Here is a 14427-nt window from a genome sequence, read left to right as displayed (position 1 = left end):
TTCCCCTCGCGTTCAGAAGTAAACGTCGGCCGCGGTGATCGCGATGCGGCCCTTAGCCGTGGACAGGATCAGGTTGCCTGCGTTGTCGACGTCTTCGAAGATGCCGACCGTTTCGTCGCGCATGGTCCGCGCGGTGACCATTTCGCCGCGCCGTGCCGCCCGCGCCAGCCACGCGGTGCGGATCGGGCCGAAGCCGTAGGTCACCATTTGCGCTTCGACCCGTTCGAAGGCGATGGCAAGCGTGTCGAGGAACTGCTCCGGCGTGACGTCGATGCCGGTCTCGCCGCGCAGAGACACCGGTCGCAGGGCGCCGGTCTCCACGTCCTTGGCCGCTGGCGCATGCGCCAGATTGACGCCGATCCCGATGACAAGATGCGGCCCGATGCTTTCAAGCAGGATACCCGCCAGTTTTCCGCCGCGCAGCAGCACGTCGTTGGGCCATTTCAGGGCAAAGGCATCCTCGCGCCCTGTCAGCGCGACGCAGGTTTCCCACAGGGCCAAGCTGGCCACGAACGACCGCAGGGCGGCGGTTTCGGGTCCGCCGGGGCGCGGCATGATAAGCGTGCCCGCGAAATTGCCCCGTGGCGTTGCCCACGCATGCCCCCTGCGCCCGCGCGCGGCCGTTTGCTCGGCTGCCATGATCCAGGTCGGTTGAATAAGGTCCGGCGCAATGCGGGCCGCCTCGGACAGGGTGGAATCCACGCTGTCCAGCACCCGCCGGGCATACCCGGTGGGCCAATCGGCAGGGAGGGTCAGATCAGGCGGGGCGCTCACCGCGCGGCCCCCGAGTAGGCGGGCCGCGCGGTGTCGCAGTCAGAGAAACGCTTAGTCGACAAGCGTTGCCGCCGCCGAAGCCGCAGCCCCTTCGACGCCGAACATGTTGATAATGCCGACCACCATGATCACGGCCACGGCCGCGACCACCGCGCCCAGAATACCGCCGTTGTTGCGGTCAAGCGCGTCGGAATTGTCATCGCCGAAGTACATGTAGAACACGATCCGCAGGTAGTAGAACGCGCCGATCACCGATGCGATCACCCCCGCGATGGCCAGCCACGCAAGGCCCGCATCATAAGCGGCCCGCAGCACGTAGAGTTTGCCGAAAAAGCCCAGGAACGGGGGCACACCCGCGAGGCTGAACATCATGACCAGCAGCGCCATCGCCCGGCCGGGATGGTTTTTCGAATACATGTTGAGGCTGGAGATTTCGACAACCGGCGCGCCGTCCTTTTCCATCAGCAGGATAAAGGCAAAGACACCCACATTCATCGTGACGTAGATCGCCATGTAGACCAGCATCGCCTGTACGCCGAAGGCCGTGCCCGCCGCCAGCCCCATCAGCGCATAGCCCATGTGGGCGATCGACGAAAACGCCATCAGACGCTTGATGTTGGTCTGGCCAATGGCGGCAATGGCCCCGAGGAACATGGACAGGACTGAGAGCAGCGCGACGATCTGGCTCCAGTCGCCGACCGCGTTACCAAAGGCGTCATGCAGGACACGCGCAAACAGCGCCATGGCGGCCATTTTGGGCGCGGTGGCAAAGAAGGCGGTGACCGGCGTGGGCGAGCCTTCGTAGACGTCGGGCGTCCACATGTGGAATGGCACCGCCGATACCTTGAACCCCATGCCGGCGATCAGGAACACGATACCGAAGAGCAGCCCCAGCGAGGTTTCACCGGACTGGGCGGTTGTGATGATCCCGGAGAACAGGGTCGTGCCCGCGTACCCGTAGACCAGCGACGCCCCGTAGAGCAGCAGCCCCGAGCTGAGCGCGCCAAGGACGAAATACTTCAGGCCCGCTTCGGTCGATTTGACGCTGTCGCGGCGCAGCGAGGCCACGACGTAGAGCGCCAGTGACTGAAGCTCCAGCCCCATGTAGAGCGCCATCAGGTCGCCCGCGGACACCATCATCATCATGCCCACGGCCGCCAGTGCCACCAGCACGGGATATTCGAACCGCAGCAAGCCGCGCTCTTTCATGTAGCCTTCGGACATCACAAGCACGATGGCCGCCGACACGAGGATCGTGATCTTGGCGAAACGGGCGAAGCCGTCGTTGATGAACATGCCGCCGAATGCGTCGCGGGTCGCGGTGTCACCGGTGCCGATGACCACCGCCAGCGCCACCATCAGCAGTGCGACCGCCCACAGGATCGGACGCGCGACCGCGTCCTTGCCGAAATAGGCGCCGAACATCAGCGCGGCGAGCGCGAAGCCTGACAGGATGACCTCCGGCAGGATCTGGAAAATATCGTTGCTCATGTCAGCGACCCTCAGTTCTGGGCTTCGGCGGTTTGCATCGCGGCTTCGGCCGCGGCAACTGCCGTATCATAGTTTTCAACCAGCGCCGCCACGGATGGCCCGATGATGTCGAGCACCAGTGCGGGGTAGACCCCCAGCAGCAGTGTCATGGCGACCAGCGGCGCAAAGATCCATTTCTCGCGCCGGTTCATATCGGTGATGGCCTTGAGGCTTTCCTTGATCAGATCGCCCATGACCACGCGGCGGTAGAGCCACAGCGCGTAGGCCGCCGAGAAGATCACACCGGTCGTGGCCACCACGGCCACCCATGTGTTCACCTGGAATACCGCCATCAGCGTCAGGAATTCGCCCACGAAGCCCGATGTGCCCGGCAGGCCGACGTTGGCCATCGTGAACAGCATGAAGATCAGCGCGTAGACCGGCATCCGGTTCACCAGACCCCCGTAGGCGTCGATTTCGCGGGTGTGCATCCGGTCGTAGATCACGCCGACACACAAGAATAGCGCGCCCGAGATGAAGCCGTGGCTGATCATCTGGAAGATCGCCCCATCCAGCCCCTGCTGGTTCGTGGCAAAGATGCCCATCGTGACAAAGCCCATGTGGGCCACCGACGAGTAGGCAATCAGCTTTTTCATGTCTTCCTGCACCAGCGCCACCAGCGAGGTGTAGACGATGGCAATCGCGCTCATCCACAGGATCAGCGGGCCGACCACTTCGGAGCCGACGGGGAACATCGGCAGCGAGAACCGCAGGAAACCGTAGCCGCCCATCTTCAGCAGGATCGCCGCCAGCACGACGGAGCCTGCGGTGGGGGCCTGAACGTGGGCGTCGGGCAGCCATGTGTGCACGGGCCACATCGGCATCTTGACCGCAAAGCTGGCAAAGAACGCGAGGAACATCAGCGTCTGCATCCCGCCCACGATCTGGAAGCCGAGCAGTTCGAAGTTTTCGGAGCCGAAGTTGTGGGTCAGCAGGCTGATTTCGCAGCCGCCGATACAGGTGGTGCCCGCGTCCGCAAACATCGCCACCATCGCCACCAGCATCAGCACGGAGCCGAAGAAGGTGTAGAGGAAGAACTTGAACGACGCGTAGATCCGGTTGGCCCCGCCCCAGATGCCGATGATCAGGAACATCGGGATCAGCGATGCCTCGAAGAAGAGGTAGAACAGGATCAGGTCCAGCGCCATGAACACGCCCAGCATGAGCGTCTCGAGCACCAGAAAGGCGATCATGTATTCCTTGACCCGGCTGGTCACATCCCAGCTGGCCGCGATGACCAGTGGCATCATGAAGGTCGTCAGCATCACGAACAGGATCGAGATGCCGTCGACGCCGAGGCGGTATTGCAGACCCAGAAGCCATTCGGCTTCGTCGACCATCTGGAAGTCGGTGTTGGACGGATCGAAGTCGAAGAGCACGAAGAGCGACACCACGAAGGTCACCGTTGTGGTGATCAGCGCAAGCCACTTCGCGTTGCGCTGTGCCGCTTCGTCGTCACCGCGCAGGAAGATGGCGAGGATCGCCGCCGCGAAGGCCGGCATGAAGGTCACAATGGAGAGCAAGTTATTTTCCATCAGTTTGCCCCTCCGGTCATCGTCATCCACGTCACCAGAACCGCGATCCCGATCACCATGGCGAAGGCATAGGTAAAGATATAGCCGGACTGCGCACGCCCCGCGAGACGGGTCAGGAAGGGGATGATCCCCATTGCCAGACCGTTGAGGCCGCCGTCGATGACGCTGCCGTCACCGCGCTTCCACAAGAAGCGGCCGATGGCCTTGGCCGGTTGAACAAAAATGAAGTCATAGAGTTCATCGAAGTACCACTTGTTCTTGAGAAACAGGTACAGGGGCCGCTGGTTCGCTGCCAGACGCGCGGGAAGCGACGGGTTCCAGATGTAGAACCACGTGGCCACCACGAAACCCAACACCATCGCGATGAAGGGTGACAGTTTCACCCATGTCGGCACGTAGTGGGCTTCGTGCAGGACCGTGTTTTCGGGCGCCATGTATATCGCCGCCTCGCCCGGTGCGTCCTCCATCACGTACTTCAGCTCGGAGGCTTTCGGGCTGCGTTCGGCCACTTCTTTCTTCAGCTCTTCTGCGGGGGCTTCGTAATGGCCGCCGAAGAACTTGATCACCTCGTTGGTTTTGCCAAAGAAGGACGAATACCAGATCGCACCGGCGAACACCGACCCCAGCGCCAGCACACCCAGAGGGACCAGCATGACCATCGGGCTTTCGTGCGCGTGTTCATGCGTGTGCTTGTCCCCGCGCGGTGTGCCGAAGAATGTCAGGTACATCAGGCGCCACGAGTAGAACGACGTGAACAGTGCCGCGACGACCAAGGCCCAGAAGGCAAAGCCGTTGCCCGCGGCAAAGGCGCTTTCGATCACCGCATCCTTGGACGCGAAGCCCGCGAAACCGATCCAGCCGGTCAGCGGGATCCCCACCCCAGTGATGGCCAGCGTGCCGATCATCATGGCCCAGAAGGTATAGGGGATCTTTTTACGCAGGCCGCCGTAGTTGGTCATGTCCTGCTCGTGGTGCATTGCGTGGATGACCGAGCCTGCCCCCAAAAACAGCATCGCCTTGAAGAACGCGTGCGTAAAAAGGTGGAACATCGCCACGGAATAGACACCGACGCCCGCGGCCACGAACATGTAGCCCAGCTGTGACATGGTGGAATAGGCGATGACGCGCTTGATGTCGGTCTGTACCAGACCGATGGTCGCGGCCACGAAGGCGGTCATGGCGCCCAGCACGGTGACGAAAGCCATCGCTTCGGGGGCGAATTCCATCAGCGGCGACATGCGGCAGACGAGGAACACGCCCGCGGTCACCATGGTCGCCGCGTGGATCAGCGCCGACACAGGCGTCGGGCCTTCCATCGCGTCGGGCAACCACGTGTGCAGGAACAGCTGTGCCGATTTGCCCATCGCGCCAATGAACAGCAGGAACGCCAGCAGATTGGCCGCGTTCCATTCGGTCCACAGGAATTTCAGCGTCGTCTCGCCCAGTTCGGGCGTGGCGGCAAAGATGTCATCGAAGTTGATGCTGTCGGTCAGCAGGAACAGACCGAAGATGCCGAGTGCGAAGCCGAAATCACCCACGCGGTTGACCACGAAGGCCTTGATCGCGGCGGCATTGGCCGAGGGTTTCTTGTAGTAAAAGCCGATCAGCAAATAGGACGCAACGCCCACGCCTTCCCAGCCGAAGAACATCTGTACCAGGTTGTTCGACGTCACCAGCATCAGCATGGCGAAGGTAAAGAACGACAGGTAGGCAAAGAAGCGCGGCTTGTAGCTGACACCTTCGGCGAAGTGATCGTCATGCGCCATGTAGCCAAAGGAATAGAGATGCACGAGGCTCGACACGGTGGTGATCACGATCAACATGATCGCGGTCAGCCGGTCCAGACGGATCGACCAGTCGGTGCTCAGGCTGCCGCTTTCGATAAAGCGCAGGATCTGGATGATTTCGGTGGTACCGTCAAAGGTCAGGAACACGATCCACGACAGCAGCGCCGACAGGAACAAAAGGCCCGTCGCGATCCAGCAGGCCGCCGTTTCGCCCAGAACCTTCCAGCCGAAGCCGCAGATGATGGCGCCGACGAGCGGGGCAAAGAGAAGTGTGGTTTCCATGCGCCTAGCCCTTCATCACGTTGACTTCTTCGACCGCGATGGTGCCGCGGTTCCGGAAGAAGCAGACCAGAATGGCAAGGCCGATCGCGGCCTCGGCGGCGGCGACGGTCAGGACGAAAAGGGTCATCACCTGCCCGACCATGTCACCGTGCCCGAGATGGCTGGAGAACGCGACAAAGTTGATGTTCACCGCCAACAGCATCAATTCGATGCTCATCAGCAGGATGATCACGTTCTTGCGGTTCAGAAATAGGCCAAAGATGCCAATGACAAACAGCGTCGCCGCCACCGTCAGATAGTGTTCCAGTCCGATCATGTCGTCCCTCAGTTTCTCCCCCGGTGTGCGGGGGTGGTCGTCCGGGCGCGGCGCGCGCGCCCTGTCTTACAAGAAGCTGTAGCCGCCCAGCACGATGATCAGGATCACGATTACAGCGACCAGTGTTGTGCGAGACATCGGCGTCTTCCTTTTATTCTGCGCGCCCGGTGCGGGCGGCGCGTTGGTGTTTCACAGCCCCTGCCCGGGCTTCACGTCCTTGAGTTCCATCGCCTTGGCCGGATCGCGCATCATCTGCGCCACGACGTCCTGGCGTTTGACATCGCCGCGGTGGCGCAGCGTCAGCACGATTGCCCCGATCATCGCCACCAGCAGGATCAGACCCGACAGCTGGAACAGCAGGAAATAGTCATCATAGAGGATCAGCCCCAGTGCCGCGGTATTGGACACGTCTGCATCCGTGACCTGCGCGCGCAGCCCTTCGGCGGCTTCGTTGAATTCCCACACACCGAACGCCATGACGAACTGCATCAGGATCACCAGCGCGATCAGCAAGGCCAGCGGCATGTATTTCGCCATCTCGGCCTTCAGCTCGGCGAAATCGACATCGAGCATCATCACGACGAAGAGGAACAGAACCGCGACCGCGCCCACGTAGACGATGATCAGCAGCATGGCCACAAATTCGGCCCCCAGCAGTACGAAAAGACCCGCCGCCGACAGGAACGACAGGATCAGCCACAGGACCGAGTGGACCGGATTGCGGCTGACAACGGTGAACAGGCCACCCGCGATCACGCAGATCGCGAAGAGATAGAATGCAAAAACGCTCATGCGTCACCTTCCTTTGTGTCCTCGGCATCCAGAACCTCCTGCGCCAGCGTCATCGCGCGGGTCATGGCAGGAATTCCGGCAAAGGCGGCCATCTGGCCGATCGTCTCGATAATCTGTTGCTTGTGGGCGCCCGCCTCGACCGCGTGACGCACCGTCTGGCGCACGGCGACGTCATTCTGCGCGCCTTGCATCGTCAGGCCGGCCAGCGTCAGCAGCAGCCGCGTCTTGGCGTCGAGCCCGTCGGGATTGAGCGTGTTGCCAAAGAACGTCTCCATCATGTCCTTGGGCATCAGACCCATCATCGCCTCAAAGCCCTTGGGCGAAAACGCATCCATCGCCGGAAAGGTCTTTGCCATTTCCTGCGCCTGCCGCATCATGTCTTCCCACGGGTTTTTGGGTGTATCTGTCATGCGCCCCACCATGATCCGAACACCGAAACGGCGACGACGCCCACCAGAAGCGCGATCGCTTCAGGCAGCATCACCGTCAAGGTGGCAGTTGAAAAAGGGCGGTCCGGGCGGCTCATCGGTAGGGTGCATCCATCTCGAGATTGCGGGCGATTTCGGCTTCCCAACGCTCGCCATTGGCCAGCAGTTTATCCTTGTCGTAGTAAAGCTCTTCGCGCGTTTCGGTCGAGAATTCGAAGTTCGGACCTTCCACGATCGCATCGACGGGACAGGCTTCCTGACAGAAGCCGCAGTAAATGCACTTGGTCATGTCGATGTCGTAGCGGGTGGTGCGGCGGCTGCCGTCATCGCGGGGCTCGGCATCGATGGTGATCGCCTGCGCGGGGCATACCGCTTCGCACAGTTTGCACGCGATGCAGCGTTCTTCGCCATTGGGATAGCGGCGCAGCGCGTGTTCACCGCGGAACCGCGGGCTCAGCGGGCCTTTTTCGTGCGGATAGTTCAGCGTCGCCTTGGGCCGGAAGAAATACTTGAGGCCCAGCTTCATCCCTGCCCAGAAATCCTGAAGCAGAAAATACTTGGCGTGGCGTGCGTAGTCGGTGTTAGCCATGTCAGCCTCCCATGCCCCAGCGGGCATATGCCCCCCAGAACCAATCGAATTTTGCGGCAAAGGCCACGAAAACAACCCAGAACAACGAGAACGGCAAGAATACTTTCCACCCCAGACGCATCAGCTGGTCGTAGCGGTAGCGTGGCGTGATCGCCTTGACCATTGCGAAGAGGAAGAAGAAGAACGCCATTTTCGCGACCATCCACAACACCCCGTCGGGCAGGAACGGAATGGGCGACAGCCAGCCGCCGAAGAACAGCAGCGACATCAGCGCGCACATCAGGAAGATGGCGATGTATTCACCGGCCATGAACAGCAGGAACGGTGTCGACGAATATTCAACCTGGTAGCCCGCCACCAGTTCGGATTCCGCTTCGGGCAAATCGAAGGGCGGGCGGTTGGTTTCGGCCAGCGCCGAGATGAAGAACAAGAACACCATCGGCAGGTGCGGCAGCCAGTACCAGCTGAAGAAACCGTAGTCGCCGTCCTGCGCCTCGACGATGCCGGAGAAGTTCATCGACCCCGTCGAGATGATCACCCCGATGATGATCAGACCCAGCGACACTTCGTAGGAGATCATCTGTGCGGCGGAGCGCAGCGAGCCGAGGAACGGGTATTTGGAGTTCGACGCCCAGCCCCCCATGATCACGCCGTAAACCTCGAGCGAGGAGACCGCGAAGACAAACAGGATCGCCACGTTGATGTCCGACAGCACCCAGCCTTCGTTCAGCGGGATCACGGCCCATGCGATCATCGCCAGCACAAAGGATGTGAGCGGCGCCAGCATGAAGACCGTCCGGTCCGCACCGGCGGGAATCACCACTTCCTTGACCACGTATTTCAGCGCATCCGCCACGGTCTGGAGCAGACCGAATGTGCCCACCACGTTGGGACCGCGACGCATCTGGACCGCGGCCCAGATTTTCCGGTCGCCGTAGACCAAGAAAAGCAGCGACACCATCACGAAAGCCACCACAGCAAGCACTTGCGCCAGAATCAGGACGGCGATGCCGCCGGGGGTGGAAAAGAAGTCAGCCATATGTCCTCACACCGTGGGGATGCCTTTTTCGAGGCAGTTGTTCGTCACCACCTCGGCATCAATCGTCTTCAAGCCTTGGGGCAGGCTCGGCGAGATTGTGTAAACAGCATCGGCCCGCCAAATGCCACCCTCAATCTCTACATTTGTGCGCACATGACGTGCGAAACCGTACCCCCGGATCAGCGTATATTGCGCAGCGGCACATTCGGCATAGGCCGATACGTTTTCGGGGGCCAGCGCATTGGTCATGGCGACGTTGAATTGCACAAGATCCCCGTCCAGAAGCACGGTCTCCACCCCCTGATAATCGGGGATGAAGTCTTCGGCCGTGGGCGGTTCGGGGGCGCAGGCTGCAAACAGCATCACGGCACCCACCGGGGCTATGACGCGCGCGCGTTTCACTCCGCCGCCATGGCCTCCGCGCGGCGGGCCTTGGCGTTGGCCGACAGCTCTGCCATCAGGCTCGATGCCCGTGCGACGGGATTGGTAAGATAGAAATCCTCGACCGCGTTGCGGAACGGTGCCGCGTCCATGGCGCCCCCGCTGACAACGGACCAGTCGTTCTGCGCCACCTCGTCGACCTGACCCAGATGCGGATGCGCCTTGACCAGAGCCTGACGCAGCGCGGCAATCGAATCGTAAGGCAGAACCGCATCCAGCTCGGCGGAAAGCGCCCGCAGGATGGCCCAGTTTTCCTTGGCCTGACCGGGCGCGAAGCCCGCGCGTTGTGCAATCTGTGGACGGCCTTCGAGATTGACGAAAAGGCCCGGCTCCTCGGTATAGGCCGCGGCCGGCAGGATGATGTCGGCGCGGTGGGCACCACGGTCACCGTGGCTGCCCTGGTAGATGACAAAGGGACCTGCGGGGATGTCACCCTCGTCGGCACCAAGATTGTAGATCACGTCAGCGGCAAAGACATCCGCGATGCCGTTTGGCGCCACGGCACCAACGTCCATCGCCCCGACGCGACCCGCCGCCGTGTGCAGCAACATGAAGCGCGATTTGGTGCTTTCGGCCAGCTCCATCGCATTGGCCAGAACGGCGGCACCGTCCTCGCGTGCCAGAGCGCCCATGCCGACAATCACCACAGACGGCTTCTCGGCGACATCGCTGTGATCGCGGCCAAGCAGATCGGTGAGCGTGTCGGGACCGGTGCCAAGGTGGTCATAGGGGAACGTCATGTCGACCGCTTCGCCGATCACCCCGACGGACGCGCCCTTGATCCAGGCCTTGCGGATGCGCGCGTTCATCACAGGCGCTTCGACGGCAGGGTTGGCGCCGATGATCATGATCGCCTGCGCATCGTCGAGATCTTCGATCATCCCGGTCCCGACATAGGCGCTGCGGTTATCGGCGGGCAGCTTGGCTCCGTCGGTGCGGCATTCGACAACACCGCCCTGCCCTTCAACCAGCTGTTTGAGCGCAAAGGCGGCTTCGGTGGAGACCAGATCCCCCACCAGGCCGGCAACCTTCTTGCCCTTCATCGCGGCGGCGGCAGCGGCAAGCGCTTCGGGCCAGTCGGCGCGGCGCAGCTTGCCGTTTTCGCGGATATAGGGCGTATCGAGACGCTGGCGGCGCAGGCCGTCCCAGACAAACCGGGTCTTGTCGGAAATCCATTCTTCGTTCACGCCGTCGTGGTTGCGCGGCAAAAAGCGCATCACTTCGCGGCCCTTGGTGTCCACGCGGATGTTGGAGCCGAGCGCATCCATCACGTCGATGGACTCGGTCTTGGTCAGCTCCCACGGGCGTGCGGTGAAGGCGTAGGGTTTGCTGACCAACGCGCCCACGGGGCACAGATCGATGATGTTGCCCTGCATGTTGCTGTCGAGCGTTTCGCCCAAATAGGCCGTGATTTCCGCGTCTTCGCCGCGACCCGTCTGGCCCATCTGCGTGATGCCCGCCACTTCGGTGGTGAAGCGCACGCAACGGGTGCACGAAATGCAGCGCGTCATGTGGGTTTCGACCAGCGGGCCAAGATCGAGATCTTCGGTGGCGCGCTTGGGTTCGCGGTAGCGGCTGAAATCGACACCGTAGGCCATGGCCTGGTCCTGCAGGTCACACTCGCCCCCCTGATCGCAGATCGGGCAATCGAGCGGGTGGTTGATCAGCAGGAATTCCATGACGCCCTCGCGGGCTTTCTTGACCATCGGGCTGTTGGTTTTGACGACGGGCGGCTGGCCTTCGGGACCGGGGCGCAGATCGCGCACCTGCATGGCGCAGGACGCGGCGGGTTTGGGCGGGCCGCCCACGACTTCCACAAGACACATCCGGCAGTTGCCCGCGATGGTAAGCCGTTCGTGGTAGCAGAAGCGGGGCACTTCGACACCCGCCTGTTCGCACGCCTGAATGAGCGTCATCGCCCCGTCAGCTTCCACTTCCTTGCCATCGATGATGATCTTGCGAATGTCGCTCATAAGCTCACTTAGCCTTCAGTAACGAACCGATCCGGCTCGATTTCCCAATCTCTTGCAATCCAAGCGCACAATAGCTTTGCGGGTCCGAAGTATCGACCCCTTGCGCTTCGAAATATGCGTTCCCTCTTGCTCTCATCCGCGCCTTTTCGGCATCAGAATCAAGGTAAGCGTCGATTTCGTCGTCCGTGTACCCCAAATCCTTGGCTGCGGCCTTGGTTTTATAGGCAAAATTGATCGCCTTCAGCATACGGGCGGAAATGCTGGGGCACTTTTTTCTTATCTGGTCGGCAATCGCAACATCAAACACCGCATCATCGATGGACTTTACGTCGCGCAGGGCGGGTTTGGCGGCCAGCGGGGCGGCCAGAAGGGTCGCGGCGGTCAGGGTCAGGATCAGGGTGCGCATGTCAGCTCTCCTCTTATGCGGTGTCGGGCGTGGGCCCGGTGGTGCATATGGGGCAGCCCCTGCATGTTATGCAATAACAGCCCTGTTCATCCCATAGTTTCAGCGACTTACCGCCCGTCGGGGCAACGCCCGCGAAAGACCAGCGTATCGTTTTGCAGGTTGAGTTGGTCCACCGGCGTGTCGGGGCCGATCTGCCATTCGATGTCGGAGCTGCCGTAAAGGTTGACGCAGTAATCCACCGCACCGAATACCGCCGCCTGTTGTGCGCCCTCGATGCTGCGCGATGCGCCCTTGACGCTGATCGTGATCTCATCCAGCGCGCGGTCCACTTTACGCACCTTGGGCGCGAAGGGCACCCCGTCAAAAAGCCTGCGATCGTTGATGTTGCAGCCAGCCAGCAGCGTCACGGCCAGTACCGCACAGATCATTGCTTTCATCGCTCAGTCCTTTCATCCCCGCCCGCGGGCGGGGCTGTCTTTCCGTCTGCGCCGTTATTGCGCAAAATTGCGCATGCTGCCAGTGCTTTGATGCTCAGCGCCTGCGCCGTTCGCGCAAGGGGGCCACACCGTCAAGTGCCTTGCGCAGGAAGGCGATCGCCAGATTGCCGCCCACATAAACCAAACCGACCAGCGCCACATAGAACCATGCAGGCACAATGCCGTAGGTGATTGCCTGATGCGTGGCCCAGACCGGCAGGCCAAAGATGACCAAGGTGACAATGCAGGCACCAAGGCTGAGCAGCCCGTCCCAGATGTTGCGAAAGAACCCCATGCGCCGCGACCGATCAGCTTATGCGCCGGACGGACCGGACAGTGCTTGAGGTCGGCGCCGTGGGCACTTTCAAGCCTGCCCACCCAAGGCGGGCACAGACAGTCACGGGACAGTGCGTTGCAGTCATCTCAGGTATCCTATCGAAACGGGTGCGGGCCGCAGGTCTTAGCCCAATCGTGGCCACCGGCCGAAAGCCAGAACGAAAACGGGAATGAACCCCACGAGCGCCATGAACAGTTGGTAGAGCGGGACCGCAAACGGGATCGGATCGAGCACCTGGTAAAAGGTGATCCAGCCCCCCGCGATGTAGATCCCGATCATCGCAAGCACCGGCAAGAACGGCGCAAGGGACCACAGCCGGACCGCGCCGATTTGCCCCGCCCGGCCCATGATGACAAAGAACAGAACCGCCTGAACCACCGCAAAAACCAGTGGCATTGCGACGAAGTTCAGGATTTCTGCCAGCATTACTCTGCCGCGACCGGCGCAACCGGACGGGCGCGTTTATGCGCGATCCGGTCTTCGATCTCATCGCGGAAATGGCGGATGAGACCCTGGATTGGCCATGCCGCCGCATCACCCAACGCGCAGATGGTGTGGCCTTCGACCTGTTTGGTCACGTCGAGCAGCATGTCGATTTCCTCGGGCTCCGCATCGCCTTTGACCAACCGGTCCATGACACGCATCATCCAGCCGGTGCCTTCGCGGCAGGGCGTACACTGCCCGCAGCTTTCGTGCTTGTAGAACTTCGACAGCCGCCAGATTGCCTTGATCACGTCGGTGGAGTTGTCCATCACGATCACCGCGGCGGTGCCAAGGCCCGAGCGCTGTTCACGCAGGTAATCGAAATCCATGATCGCGTCGCGCATGTCTTTGCCCGGGATCATCGGGACAGACGATCCGCCGGGGATCACTGCCTTGAGATTGTCCCAGCCGCCACGGATGCCGCCGCAGTGCTTTTCGATCAGCTCTTCGAAGGAGATGCTCATCGCTTCTTCGACCACGCAGGGGTTGTTGACGTGGCCCGAGATCGCAAAGAGCTTGGTCCCTGCGTTGTTCGGGCGGCCAAAACCTGCGAACCATTCGCCCCCGCGGCGCAGGATCGTCGGCACCACGGCGATGGATTCGACGTTGTTGACCGTGGTGGGGCAGCCATAAAGGCCCGCACCCGCCGGGAATGGCGGCTTCATCCGCGGCATCCCTTTCTTGCCTTCGAGGCTTTCCAGCAAGGCGGTTTCCTCACCGCAGATGTACGCCCCTGCCCCATGTGCCAGATAGAGATCGAAGTCCCAGCCGGACCCGGCGGCATTCTTGCCCAGAAGGCCTGCGTCATAGGCCTCGTCGATGGCGTTTTGCAGGGCTTCTTTCTCGCGGATGTACTCGCCGCGAATGTAGATATAGCAGGCGTGCGCGTTCATCGCGAAAGAGGCGATCAGGCACCCTTCGATCAAGGTGTGCGGATCATGGCGCATGATTTCGCGGTCTTTGCATGTGCCCGGCTCGGATTCGTCGGCGTTGACCACCAGATAGGACGGACGCCCGTCGCTTTCCTTGGGCATGAACGACCATTTCAGGCCCGTGGGGAAGCCCGCTCCGCCGCGGCCGCGCAGACCCGATGCCTTCATCTCGTCCACGATCCAGTCGCGGCCCTTCTTGATGATGTTGGCCGTGCCGTCCCAATGCCCGCGTGCCTGCGCCCCCTTCAGGGTGCGGTCATGCATGCCATAGATATTGGTGAAAATCCGGTCTTTATCCTGCAGCATA

Annotated in this window: 16 protein-coding genes; all 16 read right to left on the bottom strand. The window is 61.6% G+C overall.

Translation table 11 applies throughout. From position 1 onward, the window contains the following. Positions 1–12: 12 nt before the first annotated feature. Complete coding sequence (locus K3756_RS07015) at positions 13–774, bottom strand: biotin--[acetyl-CoA-carboxylase] ligase (protein ID WP_259992244.1); 762 nt, start codon at positions 772–774, stop codon at positions 13–15. A gap of 51 nt (positions 775–825) precedes the next feature. After that, on the bottom strand, positions 826–2265 hold the full coding sequence (gene nuoN / locus K3756_RS07010) for an NADH-quinone oxidoreductase subunit NuoN (RefSeq protein ID WP_259992242.1): 1440 nt from the start codon (positions 2263–2265) through the stop codon (positions 826–828). An 11-nt stretch (positions 2266–2276) separates the two neighbouring features. After that, positions 2277–3839 (bottom strand): NADH-quinone oxidoreductase subunit M, encoded by a 1563-nt coding sequence (locus K3756_RS07005; protein WP_259992240.1) that lies wholly within the window; start codon positions 3837–3839, stop codon positions 2277–2279. Beyond that, complete coding sequence (gene nuoL / locus K3756_RS07000; protein WP_259992238.1) at positions 3839–5908, bottom strand: NADH-quinone oxidoreductase subunit L; 2070 nt, start codon at positions 5906–5908, stop codon at positions 3839–3841. The genes K3756_RS07005 and nuoL overlap by 1 nt, the downstream gene beginning before the upstream one ends. Positions 5909–5912: 4 nt before the next feature. After that, entirely contained in the window at positions 5913–6224 is a 312-nt protein-coding gene (gene nuoK, locus K3756_RS06995; protein WP_259992236.1) for an NADH-quinone oxidoreductase subunit NuoK, read from the bottom strand. Between the two features lie 189 nt (positions 6225–6413). Beyond that, positions 6414–7016, bottom strand: coding sequence for an NADH-quinone oxidoreductase subunit J (locus K3756_RS06990; RefSeq protein WP_259992234.1), 603 nt, complete (start codon positions 7014–7016; stop codon positions 6414–6416). Further along, entirely contained in the window at positions 7013–7426 is a 414-nt protein-coding gene (locus tag K3756_RS06985) for a carboxymuconolactone decarboxylase family protein (RefSeq protein ID WP_259992232.1), read from the bottom strand. The genes K3756_RS06990 and K3756_RS06985 overlap by 4 nt, the downstream gene beginning before the upstream one ends. A 112-nt stretch (positions 7427–7538) precedes the next feature. Then, positions 7539–8033 carry an NADH-quinone oxidoreductase subunit NuoI gene (nuoI, locus tag K3756_RS06980; protein WP_259992231.1) on the bottom strand — a complete coding sequence of 165 codons (495 nt, stop codon included), beginning with the start codon at positions 8031–8033 and terminating at the stop codon, positions 7539–7541. 1 nt (position 8034) lies between these two features. After that, a complete protein-coding gene (nuoH, locus tag K3756_RS06975; RefSeq protein ID WP_259992230.1) occupies positions 8035–9072 on the bottom strand; it encodes an NADH-quinone oxidoreductase subunit NuoH in 1038 nt (345 codons plus the stop codon). Positions 9073–9078: 6 nt separating this feature from the next. Continuing rightward, positions 9079–9435: a hypothetical protein gene (locus K3756_RS06970; protein WP_259993509.1), complete on the bottom strand. Its 357-nt coding sequence runs from the start codon at positions 9433–9435 to the stop codon at positions 9079–9081. A 35-nt stretch (positions 9436–9470) separates the two neighbouring features. Beyond that, the gene (gene nuoG, locus K3756_RS06965) at positions 9471–11486 is read right to left on the bottom strand and encodes an NADH-quinone oxidoreductase subunit NuoG (RefSeq protein ID WP_259992229.1); all 2016 of its coding nucleotides are present in this window, start codon (positions 11484–11486) and stop codon (positions 9471–9473) included. 4 nt (positions 11487–11490) lie between these two features. Continuing rightward, entirely contained in the window at positions 11491–11892 is a 402-nt protein-coding gene (locus K3756_RS06960; protein ID WP_259992227.1) for a DUF5333 domain-containing protein, read from the bottom strand. A gap of 107 nt (positions 11893–11999) precedes the next feature. Continuing rightward, complete coding sequence (locus tag K3756_RS06955; RefSeq protein ID WP_259992225.1) at positions 12000–12329, bottom strand: hypothetical protein; 330 nt, start codon at positions 12327–12329, stop codon at positions 12000–12002. 94 nt (positions 12330–12423) lie between these two features. Continuing rightward, entirely contained in the window at positions 12424–12663 is a 240-nt protein-coding gene (locus tag K3756_RS06950; protein WP_259992223.1) for a hypothetical protein, read from the bottom strand. A 165-nt stretch (positions 12664–12828) separates the two neighbouring features. Then, entirely contained in the window at positions 12829–13131 is a 303-nt protein-coding gene (locus K3756_RS06945) for a hypothetical protein (RefSeq protein ID WP_259992221.1), read from the bottom strand. Beyond that, the gene (nuoF, locus tag K3756_RS06940) at positions 13131–14426 is read right to left on the bottom strand and encodes an NADH-quinone oxidoreductase subunit NuoF (RefSeq protein ID WP_259993508.1); all 1296 of its coding nucleotides are present in this window, start codon (positions 14424–14426) and stop codon (positions 13131–13133) included. The genes K3756_RS06945 and nuoF overlap by 1 nt, the downstream gene beginning before the upstream one ends. Position 14427 lies beyond the last annotated feature (1 nt).

It is taken from the genome of Sulfitobacter sp. S190 (assembly GCF_025141935.1).
In the GTDB taxonomy this organism is placed as follows: domain Bacteria; phylum Pseudomonadota; class Alphaproteobacteria; order Rhodobacterales; family Rhodobacteraceae; genus Sulfitobacter.
This window is presented reverse-complemented; position numbering and strand designations above follow the sequence as displayed.

Bases quoted from the DNA above. Each gene is read 5' to 3' on its own strand.
- nuoN (WP_259992242.1), bottom strand. From the start codon at position 2,265: ATGAGCAACGATATTTTCCAGATCCTGCCGGAGGTCATCCTGTCAGGC.
- K3756_RS07005 (WP_259992240.1), bottom strand. From the start codon at position 3,839: ATGGAAAATAACTTGCTCTCCATTGTGACCTTCATGCCGGCCTTCGCG.
- nuoL (WP_259992238.1), bottom strand. From the start codon at position 5,908: ATGGAAACCACACTTCTCTTTGCCCCGCTCGTCGGCGCCATCATCTGC.
- nuoK (WP_259992236.1), bottom strand. From the start codon at position 6,224: ATGATCGGACTGGAACACTATCTGACGGTGGCGGCGACGCTGTTTGTC.
- K3756_RS06990 (WP_259992234.1), bottom strand. From the start codon at position 7,016: ATGAGCGTTTTTGCATTCTATCTCTTCGCGATCTGCGTGATCGCGGGT.
- K3756_RS06985 (WP_259992232.1), bottom strand. From the start codon at position 7,426: ATGACAGATACACCCAAAAACCCGTGGGAAGACATGATGCGGCAGGCG.
- nuoI (WP_259992231.1), bottom strand. From the start codon at position 8,033: ATGGCTAACACCGACTACGCACGCCACGCCAAGTATTTTCTGCTTCAG.
- nuoH (WP_259992230.1), bottom strand. From the start codon at position 9,072: ATGGCTGACTTCTTTTCCACCCCCGGCGGCATCGCCGTCCTGATTCTG.
- K3756_RS06970 (WP_259993509.1), bottom strand. From the start codon at position 9,435: ATGCTGTTTGCAGCCTGCGCCCCCGAACCGCCCACGGCCGAAGACTTC.
- nuoG (WP_259992229.1), bottom strand. From the start codon at position 11,486: ATGAGCGACATTCGCAAGATCATCATCGATGGCAAGGAAGTGGAAGCT.
- K3756_RS06960 (WP_259992227.1), bottom strand. From the start codon at position 11,892: ATGCGCACCCTGATCCTGACCCTGACCGCCGCGACCCTTCTGGCCGCC.
- K3756_RS06955 (WP_259992225.1), bottom strand. From the start codon at position 12,329: ATGAAAGCAATGATCTGTGCGGTACTGGCCGTGACGCTGCTGGCTGGC.
- K3756_RS06950 (WP_259992223.1), bottom strand. From the start codon at position 12,663: ATGGGGTTCTTTCGCAACATCTGGGACGGGCTGCTCAGCCTTGGTGCC.
- K3756_RS06945 (WP_259992221.1), bottom strand. From the start codon at position 13,131: ATGCTGGCAGAAATCCTGAACTTCGTCGCAATGCCACTGGTTTTTGCG.
- nuoF (WP_259993508.1), bottom strand. From the start codon at position 14,426: ATGCTGCAGGATAAAGACCGGATTTTCACCAATATCTATGGCATGCAT.